This is a genomic window from Nonomuraea sp. NPDC001831 (assembly GCF_042892035.1).
Taxonomy (GTDB): Bacteria; Actinomycetota; Actinomycetes; order Streptosporangiales; family Streptosporangiaceae; genus Nonomuraea.
Genome location: NZ_JBIATU010000025.1, coordinates 23436 through 38071, shown reverse-complemented (window position 1 = coordinate 38071; position 14636 = coordinate 23436). Strand labels below are relative to the sequence as shown.

Genomic DNA, 14636 nt, shown 5'->3' with positions numbered 1-14636 from the left:
CCGCCCGGAACCCGGGGAACCCCGGAGCCTCAACCCGTTCGGAACCTCGACGATCCTGGCCGGGACCGCGGCACGTGCGCGTCCCGGTCACGATCGCCCTTCCGCCAGGTTGGCCATGATCCGCCGCAGCATGCCCGTGACCTGCTCGATCTCCTCCCCGGAGAACCCCGAGAAGACCTGGCGGCTGACCCCGCCGAAGATCGGCGGCAGGCGCGGCACCAGCGCGTGCCCCTCGTCCGTCAGCTCGATGACGACCGACCGCCGGTCCTCGGCCCGCCGCACCCGCCGCAGCAGCCCCTTGGCCTCCAGCCGGTCCAGCAGCCGGGTCATCCCCGCCGTGTCCGTGCCGAGCCGGCCCTTCAGCACGCCGGGCGTGCTGCGCCCGCCCGCCGCGTGCAGCAGCAGCGCCGCCTGCTGCGCGGTGAGCCCGAGCGGCGCCAGGCGGCGCTCGGTCTCGGTGTTGAGCTCCCGCCCCACCTGTACGAGCAGCGACCCGCCGCCCAGCACCAGTTCGAACGGCGGCGGCACACGATCGTCGGTCACGCGACCAGAATAGCTGGCGCAAGCATTTACTGTCGCGACAGCTATCGTTTATCGTCAGGTCCATGGACACTTCTGCCCACATCATCGTCGCAGGAGGCGGCATCGGCGGCTTATCCCTGGCCCAGGGCCTGCGCAAGGCGGGTCTCCAGGCCACCGTCCTGGAGCGCGACCCCTCGGCCGGCCATCGCCCCCAGGGTTACCGCATCAGCCTCAAGGAGACCGGCGCCGCGGCGCTGCGCGCGTGCCTGCCCCCCGATCTGTACGACCTGGCCGTGGCCACCTCCATCCGCCCCGCCACCCGCATGACCTTCATGGACACCCGGCTGGTCCCCAAGTTCTCCAAGGACGTCCCGCCCCAGCTCCCCGGCGTGGACGGCTTCGGCGTCAACCGGCTCACCCTGCGCGAGATCCTGCTGTCCGGCCTCGACGTGCGCTTCGGCACCGAGTTCAGCCGGTACGAGCCGCTGCCCGGCGGCCGCGTCCGCGCCCACCTCGCCGACGGCTCCGCCCTGGACGGCGACCTGCTCGCCGGCGCGGACGGCGTCGGCTCCCGCGTCCGCGCCCAGCTCCTCCCCGACGCCGTCGTGGACCGGCTCGACTGGGCCCTGTACGGCAGGACCGTCCTGACCCCCGACCTGCTGGCCGCCACGCCTCCCGACCTGGTCGACACCTTCAACCGGGTCACCGCGCCCGACCACACCGCGATCTCGGTCGCCACCTGCCGCCCCTGCGAGCCGGTGGCCGAGGCCGCCGCCCGGCACGCCCCCGGCCTGCGGCTGACCGACGTCCCCGGCTACTTCTCCTGGACGCTGACCGCCCCCGGCCCCCGTCCTGACGACACCTCCCCCGCCGCCCTGCACCGGCTCGCGCTCGCCACGGTCGCCGGCTGGCACGAGGGCGTGCGCCGGATCGTCGAGCGGGCCGACCCCGAGGCGACGTTCCTGGTGCACACCCACTCGGCGCGGCGCGTGCGCCCCTGGGACGAGCCCGCGGTGACCCTGCTCGGCGACGCCGTGCACAGCATGAGCCCGGGACGCGGCGAAGGCGCGAACGTCGCGCTGCGCGACGCCCACACCCTGAGCGCGGGGCTGGCCGCGGCCGCCGCCGCGGGCCGCCCGCTCGCCGAGGCGAAGACGGCCTACGAGCACGCCATGCTCGACTACGCGTTCACCGCCGTCGAAGCCTCGTTGCAGCAGCCGTTCGCCCCTTTCGCCCGTCCTGTCCGACCACCGGCGCGTTGAACCGGCCGGAGTTACGGATGGGGGCCAGGGGGACGATAGCCTCGTCCCGTGCTGGAAAAGATCGCAGCCACCCGATATGTGACCCCGCTGCGGGAGGGCGGGTCGCTGCCGGGCGTCGTCGAGGCCGACGACCTCGGCACGTACGTGGTGAAGTTCCGCGAGGCGGGGCAGGGCCGGCGGGTGCTCGTCGCGGAGATCATCGCCGCCGAGCTGGGCCGCCGGCTGGGGCTGCGCACTCCCGAGCTCAAGCTCATCGACCTCGACCCGCAGCTCGGCGTCCGCGAGCCCGACGAGGAGGTCCAGGACCTCCTCAAGGCCAGCACCGGCCTCAACCTGGCGGTCGACTTCCTGCCCGGCGCGCTCGGGTTCGACCCGCTCGGCTGGATCCCCGACCCGGTGTTCGCCTCCAGGGTCGTCTGGTTCGACGGCCTGATCCACAACATCGACCGGAGCTGGCGCAACCCCAACCTGCTGGTCTGGCACCGCGACACCTGGCTCATCGACCACGGCGCGGCCCTGTGGTTCCACCACAACTGGCGCACGGCCGACCCGCAGCGCGCCTTCGACACCGGTGACCACGTGCTCGCGCCGTTCGCGCCCGACGTGCCCGCCGCCGGCGACGACCTGGCCGGCCGCATCACCCGGGAGCTGCTCGACGAGGTGACGGCCCTGGTGCCCGACGAATGGCTCGACGGCGAGCCGGGCTTCGACTCCGCCCAATCCGTGCGGGACGCCTACACCGACCATCTGCTGAGCCGGGCGCACGGGCCGCGCGAGTGGCTGCTGCGCGGCCCCGACAAGGAACGCAGGGCGTCCGGGCCCGGCTCGGTCGGCGAGTTCTGGCGGGGAGGAAGCCGGTGACCAGAGACGTCTACGAGTACGCGGTGATCCGCGTCATGCCGAAGATCGAGCGCGGCGAGCTGATCAACGCCGGCGTGCTGCTCTACTGCCAGCCGCGCGACTACCTGTGCGCGCGCGTGCACCTCGACCCGGCCCGTCTGCGCGCCCTCGACCCCGGCGCCGACCTCGACGGCGTGCGCCACGCGCTCAGCGCCTACGAGCGGGCCTGCGGCGACCGTCCCGGCCCCCTCGCGGGCGAGCCGCTGGGCGGCCGGTTCCGCTGGCTGACCGCGCCGCGCAGCACGATCGTCCAGACCGGGCCGGTGCACGCGGGCCTCACCGCCGACCCCGGCACCGAGCTGTCCCGCCTCTTCGACAAGCTGGTCCGCCTCTAGCCGCACACCCTCAGAACAACACCGACATGAAGGTGTCCACCTCGCGGAACCCCACCTTGCGGTAGACGGCCCGCGCCGAGTGGTTGAAGTCGTTGACGTAGAGCGACACGACGGGGGCGAAGCAGCTCATCGCCGCCTCCACGACCGCCGCCATGCCCGCCACCGCGTGGCCCTTGCCGCGCTGGTCGGGGGCCACCCACACGCCCTGGATCTGGCAGGCGTGCGGCGTGACCGCGCCCACCTCCGCCTTGAACACCACCCGGCCGTCGTCGATGCGCGCGTAGGCGCGGCCGATGCGGATCAGCTCGGCGACCCGGGTGCGGTAGAGCGCGCCGCCGTCGCCGAGGTTGGGCGAGACGCCCACCTCCTCGGTGAACATCGCCACGCACGCCGGCAGCACGATGTCGAACTCCTCGGGCCGCACCCGGCGCACCAGCGGATCGGCGGGCACGGGAGCCTTGCTGGAGGTCGCCATCACCGGCTGCGCCCACCTGATGGCCCGCGCCCTGCCCCAGTGCGGCTCCAGCCGCTCCCACAGCAGGGACACCGCCTCGACGGGGCCCACGATGGACGAACACCTCCGCCCCTGCTTGCGGGCACGGTCGGCGAACGCGTGCACGGCCTCGGGACCGGCGTTGACCGGCACCATGTTCGCGCCGGCGTAACAGAGCGACACGAGCCCGCCGCGCGGCCCGAATCCCCACATCTGCCCCCCGAGCCGTGCCGGATTGAGTCCGACGGCCCGCACCCGGGAGGAGACGAAGACGTTGGCGACCGGATCGCAGTCAAGCAGGGCGAGAACCTCGTCCCGGTCGCTGTCGTCGAGCACGCGCGACGCCGATGTACGCAGCATCACATGGTCAGACTACGCGAACGTACCCCGAATAGCTCACCGGGACAGCACGTCGGTGAGCCGATCGTGACCCTGCGCGTCTCGGGCGGCCAGGTGGGCGGCCAGGTGGGCGGCCGGAGCCGGGTCCGGCAGGGCCGCGCAGGACACCGTCCTGGCCGGCAGCGTGCCGTCGGCCAGGTACGCCGCGAGGTGGCCGTCCACGCACCGGTTGCCGGCCAGCGACACGCCGTGGTTGCCGCCCTCGTCGATCACCATGCCGCTGCGCGGGAACCGCCGGTGCATGGCCAGCGCCCCCCGGTACGGCGTGGCGGCGTCGTCGCGCGACTGCAGGAACAACACCGGCGGCAGCTTCGGCGAGCCGTGCACCGCGACGGGCGTGCCGCCCTTGACCGGCCAGAACGCGCACGGCGCGTTGAACCAGGCGTTCGGCCAGGTCAGGAACGGCGCCCTGCGGTGCAGCCGGGCCATGTCGGTGCGCCACTTGGCCCAGTCGCGCGGCCACGCGGCGTCGCGGCACTGGACGCCGAGGTAGACCGCGTAGCCGTTCTCGTCGTCGGCGTCGTTCTTGCCGCGCCGGTTGTACGCCTCCACCAGCGGCTGCACGTCGCCCTTGCGCACGTAGGCGGACCAGGCGCGGGCGAACTCCGGCCACACCCGGTCGGTGTACCCGCCGAGGGTGAAGGTGTCGTCCAGCTCGCTCGGGCCGACCACGCCGCCGGCCGGGCGGGTGCGCAGCCGGTCGCGCATCGCGTAGTAGGCGAACGAGGTCTGCTTCAGCGTGCCGCCCAGCCGGTAGACGTCGTTGTGCCGGGCCGTCCAGGCGAGGAAGGCGCGGTGGCGGCGCTCGAAGGCGACGTCCTGGCCCAGGTTCGACCGGTACCAGACGCCCTCGGGGTTGACCGTGCTGTCCATGACCAGCCGCCTGACCCGCTGCGGGAACAGGGTCGCGTAGACGGCCCCGAGGTAGGTGCCGTACGAGTAGCCCAGGTAACTGATCTTCTCCTCGCCCAGCGCCGCCCTGATCGTGTCCATGTCCCTGGCCGAGTTCTCGGTCGTCAGGTGCGGCAACATCCAGGCCCAGAGGTCGCCGCAGCGGGTGGCGTACTCGTCGGCCCTGGCCAGCAGCTTGCTCTCGTCACCCGCCGTGCGCGGCACCGCGTCGGGGCGCGGCGCCCGGTAGTAGGCGTCGGGGTCAACGCAGTGGAGCGACGGCTCGCTGCCGCCGACGCCGCGCGGGTCGAACCCGACGACGTCGTAGCGCTCGCCCAGCCGGTTCGGCAGCCCGTTCGAGACGAACTCGGTCAGGTCACGGCCGGAGGCCCCCGGGCCGCCCGGGTTGATCAGCAGGGTGCCGAGGTGGTTGCCGTCCCTGGACACCTTGGCCTTGATGCGGTTGATCGCCAGTTTGATCGACTGGCCCCAGGGGTCGCGGTAGTCGAGCGGCACGCGTACGGTGGCGCACTCCAGGTCGGCCCGGACCGTCTTGCCCTCCTTCGCCGGGCACGGCCCCCAGATCACCTGTTGCGCCCCCCAGGCCGCACCCCTGCCGGCCGATGCCACACCGTCCGCGCTGACAACCCCGGCGACCAGCACCGCGATGCCGACGGCAACACTGAATACGCGCTTCACCCAGCCCCTCCCCCTCGTCATGGCCCTGTGATGCTCCCGCGGGCGGGCGGGTCATGACGCTGGGTATGGGGAAAGGCTTGCCAGTTTGTAATGGGGCCATTGCACCGGGTCACCGGCCCCCGGAGGCGCTCAGCCCACGGTCACCTGGGGACCGGAGACGTCGTCGTCGTCGAGGTCGACCTCGACGCCCATCTCGTCGGCCAGCCGCAGGGCCTCCTCGATCAGGGTCTCGACGATCTGCGACTCGGGCACGGTCTTGATGACCTCGCCCTTGACGAAGATCTGGCCCTTGCCGTTGCCGGAGGCGACGCCGAGGTCGGCCTCGCGCGCCTCGCCGGGGCCGTTGACGACGCAGCCCATGACGGCCACCCGCAGCGGGACCTTGAGCCCCTCAAGGCCCGCCTGGACCTGCTCGGCCAGCGTGTAGACGTCGACCTGGGCGCGGCCGCACGACGGGCAGGAGACGATCTCCAGCCCCCGCTCGCGCAGCCCCAGCGACTCCAGGATCTGGGCGCCGACCTTGACCTCCTCGACGGGCGGCGCGGACAGCGAGACGCGGATGGTGTCGCCGATGCCCTCGGCCAGCAGCGCGCCGAACGCCACGGCCGACTTGATCGTGCCCTGGAAGGCGGGCCCGGCCTCGGTGACGCCGAGGTGGAGCGGGTAGTCGCACTTGGCGGCGAGCAGCCGGTAGGCGTTGATCATGACGACCGGGTCGTTGTGCTTGACCGAGATCTTGATGTCCCTGAAGCCGTGCTCCTCGAACAGCGAGCACTCCCACAGGGCGGACTCGACCAGCGCCTCGGGCGTGGCCTTGCCGTACTTCTGGAGCAGGCGAGGGTCGAGCGACCCGGCGTTGACGCCGATCCTGATCGGCACGCCGTGGTCGGCGGCCGCCCTGGCGATCTCGCCGACCTTGTCGTCGAACTTCTTGATGTTCCCCGGGTTGACGCGGACCGCCGCGCAGCCCGCCTCGATGGCCGCGAACACGTACTTCGGCTGGAAGTGGATGTCGGCGATGACCGGGATCTGGGACTTCTTCGCGATGATCGGCAGCGCGTCCGCGTCGTCCTGCGACGGGACGGCCACCCGCACGATCTGGCAGCCGGACGCCGTCAGCTCGGCGATCTGCTGCAACGTGGCGTTGACGTCGGCGGTGACCGTCGTCGTCATCGACTGGACGGAGACGGGCGCGTCGCCGCCCACGGGAACGCTGCCGACCATGATCTGGCGGGAGTGCCGGCGTTCGGCGAGCGGCTTGGGGCGGACCGTCGGGATGCCAAGTGCTACAGAAGACATTTCTACCCTTAGGTGTGACGACGCTACCCAGTCTAGGTAGCTAGAAGGACTGCCCGGCTGTGAGTTCGGCCGCACGCGCCCGGGCCCAGGCGTCGGCGGCCAGCACCTCCTCCACGCTGGAGGCCGGGGTGACGCGGTGTTCCTCGACGACCTTGGCGACCGTGTCGACGATCGCGGGGAATCGCAGCCCGCCCCTGGTGAACGCCTCGACGCAGACCTCGTTGGCGGCGTTGTAGACGGCGGGCGCGGTGCCGCCCTCCGCGCCGACGTGCCTGGCCAGCGCGACGGCCGGGAAGGCGGCGTCGTCGAGCGGCTCGAAGGTCCAGGTGTGGGCCCTGGTCCAGTCGACGGGCCGGGCGGCGCCGGGCACGCGGGCCGGGTGGGCCAGCGCGAGCGCGATCGGCAGCCGCATGTCGGGCGGGCTGGCCTGGGCGATGGTGGAGCCGTCGACGTACTCGACCATGGAGTGGATCACCGACTGCGGGTGGACGACGACCTCGATGCGGTCGAAGCCGATGTCGAACAGCAGGTGGGCCTCGATGACCTCCAGCCCCTTGTTGACCAGGGTGGCGGAGTTGATGGTGATGACCGGGCCCATGGACCAGGTGGGGTGGGCCAGCGCCATCTCGGGGGTGACGTCGGCCATCTCCTCGCGCTTCATGCCCCTGAACGGGCCGCCGCTGGCGGTGATGACGAGCTGTCTGACGGCGGCGGGGTCGTGGCCGCCCGGCCCGGACGCCCACAGGCACTGCTGCACCGCCGAGTGCTCGGAGTCGACCGGAAGGATCTGCCCCGGCGCGGCCAGCCGCTTGACCAGCGGCCCGCCGATGATCAGGGACTCCTTGTTGGCCAGCGCGAGCGTGCGGCCGGCCTCCAGCGCGACCAGCGTGGACGTCAGGCCGAGCGCGCCGGTGATGCCGTTGAGCACGGTGTCGCACCGCCAGCCCGCGACCTCGGCGACGCCCTCGTGGCCGCCCAGCACGACGGGGGACGCCCCGCGCGCGGCCAGCGCCTCCTTCAGCGCCGGGACGGCGGCGGCGTCGGCCACCGCCACGACCTCCACGCCGAACCGGGCCGCCTGCGCGGCCAGCTCCTCGACCCTGCCGCCCCCGGCCGCGAGGCCGACGACCTCGAACCCGGTGGGATCGGCGGCGATGACGTCGAGGGCCTGGGTGCCGATCGAGCCGGTGGAGCCGAGCACGACGACGGAGCGGAGGGTCTCTGCATGCACGTGTCCATTGTCCCCGCTGCCGGACGCGGACGGGCACGTGAGGGCCCTACGGCCGCGATCCCGACTCCTGAGTGACGGGCGATAACCCAGGCCATTTATGTCCAAATATCGCTATATCGGGATGCGCATTTCTTGAGAAATCCTGATTATTGTGCGGCTACCTTCCAAGCCCCAGCTCCGGTTTCGGGAGGTTACGTAATGCCCCGCAGATTTGCCCTGCTCTCCATCCTCACCCTCGCCGCCGGGAGCATCGCCCTGCTCCCCGGCACCGCGGCCCAGGCCGGCGCGGCACCCCGTCCCGCCCAGCACGCCGCCGCGGACTCGACGTCCGAGCAACGGCAGGTCACGCGGTACTGGACCGAGGCGCGCATGGAGAGCGCGCAGCCGCTCGACCTGCCCGCGCCCAAGGACGGCGGGAAGGCGGCCCGCGGCGCGGCGGCCGGGCCCGGCGAGCCAGGCGGCGGCACCCCCTGGCAGGCGCCGCCCACCGGCGGCCGGGGCGACGGTCGGCAGCTCCGGTCGGCGAACAGCTCCGGCGCCCCCTGGAGCGGCGGCGGCGCCGTCGTGAAGACCACCGGCCGCGTCTTCTTCACCTATCAGGGACGCAGCGCCTCGTGCTCGGGCTCGGCGGTGACCAGCGCGAACAAGAGCGTGGTGCTGACCGCCGGCCACTGCGTCAAGCTCGGCGGCGCCTTCCACACCAACTGGGTGTTCGTGCCGGGCTACGCCGCCGGCCAGCGCCCCTTCGGCACCTGGCCGGCCGCCAGACTGCTGACCACCCCCCAGTGGAACGCCAGCGAGGACGTCAACTTCGACGTGGCCGCCGCCGTGGTGGCCCAGGTGGACGGCAAGAGCCTGGTGGACGTCGTCGGCGGCCAGGGCGTGGCCTTCAACCAGCCGCGGGGCCGGCAGATGTACTCCTTCGGCTACCCGGCCGCGGCCCCCTACGACGGCTCGAAGCTCATCTACTGCAGCGGCCGCGCGTTCGACGACTTCCTGCTCTCCGACGACCTCGGCCTGACCTGCGACATGACCGGTGGCGCGAGCGGCGGCCCGTGGATGCTGAATTTCGACGAGTCGACCGGTCTCGGCACGCAGAACTCGGTCAACAGCTTCAAATACAACTTCGCCCCCAACTGGATGTTCGGCCCGTATTTCGGAAACGAAGCGCAGGCGGTGTACCAGGCAGCGCAAACCGCCGGCGCACTCTGATCAATTTACGGAAAGTAGCCACAAGAACACACGACGTGGTGCACACTCGGGGGCCATGACCCTGAGCACCTCCCTGCTTGCGGCCGCCCCGCTGATCGTGGGGCTGACGGGACCGGCGATCCTCGGCGCGGTCCCGGGCCAGCACCAGGTCGATCGTCCCGCCGTCGAGCACGCCGTCGAGCACGCCGTCGAGCACGCCGCGGCCCGGCAGAGCATGGTGGTCGAGCACGAGGCCGCGCGCAGCGACGCCGAGCAGCGGCGGGTGCTCGGCTACTGGACCCCGCAACGCATGGCGGCGGCCCTGCCCATCGGTCTGCTCGACTCCGTGACCGACGGCGACGGCCTGCTCAGCGGCCTGACCGGCCGCGGCGGGGTACAGACGAAGCCCGGCGTGTCCGGCCGTAGCGGGGTGCAGGCGAAGCCCGGCGTGTCCGGCGGCCGTACCGAGATCAACGTCGGCCGCCGGCACCAGGCGTCGTCCAGGCCGCAGGCCAGCACGATCGGCGCGCGCTGGAGCACCGGCGGAGCCGTGACCAGGACCACCGGGCGGGTGTTCCTGACCCTGGCGGGCGCCGACTTCGTCTGCTCGGCCAGCACGGTCACCAGCGCCAGCAGAGACCTCGTCGTCACCGCCGGCCACTGCGTCAAGGACGGCGCCGGCGAATGGGCCCAGAACTGGACGTTCGTCCCCGGCTACGGCAGGGGCGGCGAGCAGCCCTACGGCCAGTACGCGGCCCGCCGCATGTTCGTCTCCGCCCCCTGGTCGCGCTCCGGCGACGACAACCACGACGTCGGCATGGTCGCCCTGGCCACCTCGGGCGGGCGGCACGTCGCCGACGTGGTGGGCACCCAGGACATCGCCTTCAACACCCGGCGCGGCGGCCAGACCTACGGCTTCGGCTACCCGGCCGACCCGCCCTACGACGGCGACCAGCTCGTCTACTGCGCCGGGCGGCTGCGTGACGACCCCTACAAGCAGACGCGCGACCAGGGGCTCGGCTGCACCATGACCGCCGGGTCGAGCGGCGGCCCCTGGCTGTCCGGCTTCGACCCGATGACCGGCCGCGGCACGGTCACCTCGCTGAGCAGCTTCAAGTACAGCGACGACCAGCACACCATGTACGGCCCGTACTTCGGCCAGGCCGCCAAGGCGGTCTACGCCACGGCCGAACGCGCCTGACACCCACCGCCGGACGCGCCTGAGAACGCTGCCGGACGCCTCCGAGAACGGCGCCGGACACCCGACCGCCCCGCGCCGGGGTGGCGCGGGGCGGGGTGGCGCGGGGCGGGGCGGGGTGGCGCGGGGCGGGGCGGGGAGCTACAGCGACAGGCCGGTGAGCACCATGACCTTCTCGTAGGTCAGGTCCTCCATGGCCGAGTGCAGGCCCTCGCGGCCGATGCCGGAGTCCTTCACGCCGCCGTACGGCATCTGGTCGGCCCGGTACGACGGCACGTCGCCGATGATCACACCGCCGACCTCCAGCTCGCGGTTGGCCTTGAAGGCGGCGTCCAGGGAGCGGGTGAAGACGCCGGCCTGGAGGCCGTACTTGGAGTCGTTCACCATGGCGTACGCCTCGTCGATCGACGCGGCCGGCTGGAGGATCATGACCGGCCCGAAGACCTCCTCGCAGGCCACCTTGGCGTCGTGCGGGACGTCGGCCAGCACGGTCGGCGCGACCGTGGCGCCCTCGCGGGTGCCGCCGGCCAGGACGCGGGCGCCGGCGGCGACCGCCTCGCGTACCCACTGCTCCACACGCTCGGCGGCGGCCTCCGACACCAACGGCCCGACCTGGGTCTTCTCGTCGGCCGGGTCACCCGTGACGAGCCCGCCGACGGCCGGCAGCAGACGCTCGACGAACGCGTCGTAGACCGGCTGCTCGACGATCACCCGCTGGACGGCGATGCAGCTCTGACCGGCCTGGTAGTTGGAGAACAGGGCGATGCGCTGCGCGGCCCAGTCAAGGTCGGCGTCGGCCAGCACGACGGCCGCGGCGTTGCCGCCCAGCTCCAGGGTCACGTGCTTGCGCGGCACCTGGTCGGCGATGGCGTAGCCGACGGGCGCGGAGCCGGTGAAGGAGACCACGGGCAGGCGGGGGTCGTCGACGAGGGCGGCGGCGCGCTCGTTCTGCACGGGCAGCACCGAGAACATGCCCGCGGGCAGGTCGGTCTCGGCCAGGATCTCGCCGAGGACCAGGGAGGACAGCGGCGTGGCGGGGGCAGGCTTGACGATGATCGGGGCGCCGACGGCGATGGCGGGCGCGACCTTGTGGGCGACCAGGTTCAGCGGGAAGTTGAACGGGGTGATCGCCAGCACCGGCCCCTTGGGCACGCGGGAGACGTAGGCGAGACGGCCCGCGGCGGCCGGCTCGGTGTCGAGCCGCTGCACCTGGCCGGACCAGCGGCGGGCCTCCTCGGCGGCGAAGCGGAACGTGGAGACGGCGCGGTTGACCTCGCCGCGCGCCCAGAAGATCGGCTTGCCGTTCTCGGCGGTGATCAGGTGGGCGATCTCGTCGGCCCGCTCGGCCAGCCTGCGCGAGACGTGGGCCAGGGCCTCGGCACGTACGTGCACGGGCAGCGCGGCGGCCTCGCGCGAGACCGCGTGGGCGGCCGCGACGGCCTCCTCGACCTGAGCATCGGTCGGTACGGAGTACCGGCCGACCTCACGACCGTCATGGGGGTTGGTCACGGTGAGATCGGTTTCGCCGGTGGCGGGCCGGCCGGCAAGCCAGAAGGTACGCACGTCCATACCCACGACGTTATGCCAAGCGGGAGGCCGGGGATTTACACCACGGTGCACAAGACTCCCATGAGCGCTCACCGTTAAGTACAAGCCCTGGTGTATACCCATGATGTAACAGAAGTAGACCCAATTCGGGATGTTTACCATGCGGAGTGGTTTGAGCGATCTCCGCCATGGCTAAGTCATCGGGTGCGGGTCTCCAGCGCGGTGGGCCCCCGATCAGAAAGGCGTGGGCCCCGTGACCGAGCAACGCCAGGTCACAAGGACACTGAGCTCCTTGGTCGCTGGGGAGGTCGCATGACCTCGACCCCGCTGGGCCTGCAGGGCGCCTACCTGCTGGGCGAGCGCGCAACCCAGGACGAACTCCGGTCCCGCCTGCTCGACGTGGCGGTGAACCTGCTGCAGAGCGAGGGTCCCGACAGTCTGACCATGCGCAGGATCGCGGCCGAGGCCGGCTGCACGACAACCGTCATCTACACGATGTTCGGCAACCGGGAGGGCCTGGCGGAGGCGCTGTATCTGGAGGGTTTCGAGCGTTTTCGTCGCTTTCTCGAAGCGGTCCCGCAGCGGCGCAACCCGCTGGAGTACCTGACCGCGCTCGGCCCCGCCTACCGGCAGGCGTGCCTGTCCGAGCCCGGCTACTACAACCTGATGTTCGAACGGGCCATCCCCGGTTTCGAGCCCAGCGAGCGAGCCAGGACGCTCGCCCGCGCGGCGCTGAACATCCTCGACCGGGTGATCGCCGACTGCATCTCCGCCGGCTACCTGACGCCGACCCAGCCACGCAAGATCGCCGACGCGCTCTGGGCCGCCGCGCAGGGCGCGATCAGCCTGGAACGGGCCGGCCACCTGCGGGACGACCGCACGTACGAGGCGGTCACCCTGGCCACGATCTGCTGCTACCTGGTGGACAAGGACAGCCTGCCGTCGGCCCCCGGCCGCTGAGGCACCTGTAGGCCGGCGGCGCGCTCAGCGGCGGGCCGCCTCCAGGGCGAGCCAGAGCTCGGCGCGTACGCCCGGGTCGTCGAGGTCGCGGCCGAGGAGTTCGGCGACGCGGCGCATGCGGTAGCGCAGCGTGTGCCGGTGGACGCCGAGCCGCTGGGCGGCGGCGTCCCAGTGGCCGTTGCTGTCGAGGTAGGCGCGCAGCGACTCGACCAGGTCGGCGCGGGATCCGTACGCGGTGAGCGGGGCCAGCAGCGCGCCGGAGAACGCGCGCAGGGCGTCGGCGTCCAGCAGCGCGAGCAGGCCCTGCCCGGCCAGGTCGGCGAAGCGCGTCATGCCGCCGTCGCTGTGGGCCAGCGCGCGGCGCGCCTGGTCGAGCGCGTCACGCAGGCCGCCGTAGCGGCAGGGCGAGCTCAGCCCGACCGGCCCCTCCACCTCCCGCGCCACCTTCTCCGCACCCCCCTCGGACACCAGACAGACACTCACCTGCTCCCCGCCTTCAAGACCGCCGGCGCCGTCGTCGAGGAGCGCTGTGAAGCCGTGCGGCTCCAGGGTCTCCAGGGCGGCCGCGCCCGCCGCGAGGACCACCAGCGGCTCGCCGGGCAGCCGCGCGCCGAGCGTGCCGGCCACCGCCCGCGCCTGCTCGACCGCCCCGCCGAGCAGCAGTTCCAGCACGGCCGAACGGAGCCGCCGACCGGCCTCCCGCTGCGCCCTGCCCTGCTCCATGGCGAGCGTGAGCAGCGAGCCGGCGGCGTTGATCACCGTGTGGGTCACCGGCGAGAACGGCCTGCGGGCGCCGACCGCGAAGAATCCGCGCGGCCGTGGACCGCCGCCGAGCGGCTGGATCACGACGTGCTCGTCGGGCCCGGACAACGCCAGGCTCGCCGGCACCCGCTCACCGGCCTGGACCGCACCGCGACCCCGTGCCCCGGCCGGCACGCCGTCGCCCACCCGCGGACCAGCCTGGCCCCCACCGCGCACACGTTCTCCGGTCGGCACGCCGGCGCCCACCCGCTCACCCGCCTGGTGATCACCGCGCACGCGTTCCCCACCCGGCGCGCCACCGCTCTGCCCCCCAGTGGCGGCGGGCTCGCCCGTGAGCGCGCGTTCTCCCCCGGGGGTCTGGTCGGGCTGGGGTCTTGCCGGGCCGCCGGCGCGCAACCGGCGCAGCTCGGCCACCACGACCGGCACGTCGGCCCCCGGTGTGGCGTGCCGGACCTCGCCCGTCTCGTCGAGCAGCACCGCCCAGCCGTCGATCTCCTTCGCCACCCGGTCGATGACCGCGTTCATGCCCTCCGGACGCAGCGCCGCCCGGGTGAGCCGCCCCTGCGCGGCGAAGGCGCGGGTGATCTCGTCGTACTGCTCGGCGGCGAGCAGCTCGCTGACCACCTTGCCGATGGCGATGAACGGCGTCTCGCGCGGCACCTCGAACAGCGGCAGCCCCGCCTGGTCGGCGGCCGCCACCAGGGCGGCCGGGACGTGCTCGTGGGAGAGCCCGACGCCGAACCCGAGCCCGGCCACCTCGCGCCCCACCAGCCGGGCGACATATCCGGAAAAGTCGCCTTCCAGGCGGATCCCGGTCGTCAGCAGCAGCTCCGAACCCTCAAGGAACGGCGTCGGGTCCTCCAGCTCGCTGACCGCGACCCAGCGCACCTCCGCGTCGAGCGCTCCGGGGGCCGCCGCGCCGGCCAGCTGACGCAACCTCATCCGT

Annotated in this window: 13 protein-coding genes; 6 read left to right on the top strand and 7 right to left on the bottom strand. The window is 72.7% G+C overall.

Annotation, left to right across the window (positions count from 1 at the left end):
- Positions 1–87 precede the first annotated feature (87 nt).
- Entirely contained in the window at positions 88–543 is a 456-nt protein-coding gene (locus ACFYYW_RS45470) for a MarR family winged helix-turn-helix transcriptional regulator (RefSeq protein WP_387659909.1), read from the bottom strand.
- A 62-nt stretch (positions 544–605) separates the two neighbouring features.
- On the opposite strand from ACFYYW_RS45470, the gene ACFYYW_RS45465 reads away from it, so the two are divergent.
- The 3 genes from ACFYYW_RS45465 to ACFYYW_RS45455 are packed head-to-tail and all read left to right on the top strand — an operon-like array spanning position 606 to position 3019.
- Positions 606–1784 (top strand): FAD-dependent oxidoreductase, encoded by a 1179-nt coding sequence (locus tag ACFYYW_RS45465; protein WP_387659906.1) that lies wholly within the window; start codon positions 606–608, stop codon positions 1782–1784.
- A 48-nt stretch (positions 1785–1832) separates the two neighbouring features.
- Positions 1833–2645 (top strand): HipA family kinase, encoded by an 813-nt coding sequence (locus ACFYYW_RS45460; RefSeq protein ID WP_387659903.1) that lies wholly within the window; start codon positions 1833–1835, stop codon positions 2643–2645.
- Entirely contained in the window at positions 2642–3019 is a 378-nt protein-coding gene (locus ACFYYW_RS45455) for a DUF3037 domain-containing protein (protein ID WP_352319386.1), read from the top strand. The genes ACFYYW_RS45460 and ACFYYW_RS45455 overlap by 4 nt, the downstream gene beginning before the upstream one ends.
- A gap of 10 nt (positions 3020–3029) precedes the next feature.
- On the opposite strand, the gene ACFYYW_RS45450 is transcribed toward ACFYYW_RS45455, so the two are convergent.
- From ACFYYW_RS45450 to dxr, 4 genes are all read right to left on the bottom strand, one after another.
- Complete coding sequence (locus ACFYYW_RS45450) at positions 3030–3872, bottom strand: GNAT family N-acetyltransferase (protein WP_387660067.1); 843 nt, start codon at positions 3870–3872, stop codon at positions 3030–3032.
- Positions 3873–3908: 36 nt separating this feature from the next.
- Positions 3909–5501 carry an alpha/beta hydrolase gene (locus ACFYYW_RS45445; protein ID WP_387659900.1) on the bottom strand — a complete coding sequence of 531 codons (1593 nt, stop codon included), beginning with the start codon at positions 5499–5501 and terminating at the stop codon, positions 3909–3911.
- A 129-nt stretch (positions 5502–5630) separates the two neighbouring features.
- Positions 5631–6800: a flavodoxin-dependent (E)-4-hydroxy-3-methylbut-2-enyl-diphosphate synthase gene (gene ispG, locus ACFYYW_RS45440; protein ID WP_352319382.1), complete on the bottom strand. Its 1170-nt coding sequence runs from the start codon at positions 6798–6800 to the stop codon at positions 5631–5633.
- Positions 6801–6840: 40 nt separating this feature from the next.
- A complete protein-coding gene (gene dxr / locus ACFYYW_RS45435) occupies positions 6841–8031 on the bottom strand; it encodes a 1-deoxy-D-xylulose-5-phosphate reductoisomerase (RefSeq protein WP_364414885.1) in 1191 nt (396 codons plus the stop codon).
- Positions 8032–8229: 198 nt separating this feature from the next.
- Between dxr and ACFYYW_RS45430 the strand changes: the two genes are divergently transcribed.
- Positions 8230–9243 carry a peptidase gene (locus ACFYYW_RS45430; RefSeq protein WP_352319379.1) on the top strand — a complete coding sequence of 338 codons (1014 nt, stop codon included), beginning with the start codon at positions 8230–8232 and terminating at the stop codon, positions 9241–9243.
- A gap of 55 nt (positions 9244–9298) precedes the next feature.
- Positions 9299–10423, top strand: a complete 1125-nt coding sequence (locus ACFYYW_RS45425) for a trypsin-like serine peptidase (protein WP_387659895.1) — start codon at positions 9299–9301, stop codon at positions 10421–10423.
- Positions 10424–10561: 138 nt separating this feature from the next.
- Here ACFYYW_RS45425 and ACFYYW_RS45420 read toward each other — a convergent pair whose 3' ends face one another.
- A complete protein-coding gene (locus tag ACFYYW_RS45420; RefSeq protein ID WP_352362966.1) occupies positions 10562–11989 on the bottom strand; it encodes an aldehyde dehydrogenase family protein in 1428 nt (475 codons plus the stop codon).
- A gap of 291 nt (positions 11990–12280) precedes the next feature.
- Between ACFYYW_RS45420 and ACFYYW_RS45415 the strand changes: the two genes are divergently transcribed.
- Positions 12281–12928 carry a TetR/AcrR family transcriptional regulator gene (locus ACFYYW_RS45415; RefSeq protein ID WP_387659892.1) on the top strand — a complete coding sequence of 216 codons (648 nt, stop codon included), beginning with the start codon at positions 12281–12283 and terminating at the stop codon, positions 12926–12928.
- 24 nt (positions 12929–12952) lie between these two features.
- Here ACFYYW_RS45415 and ACFYYW_RS45410 read toward each other — a convergent pair whose 3' ends face one another.
- Complete coding sequence (locus ACFYYW_RS45410) at positions 12953–14632, bottom strand: PucR family transcriptional regulator (RefSeq protein ID WP_387659889.1); 1680 nt, start codon at positions 14630–14632, stop codon at positions 12953–12955.
- Positions 14633–14636 lie beyond the last annotated feature (4 nt).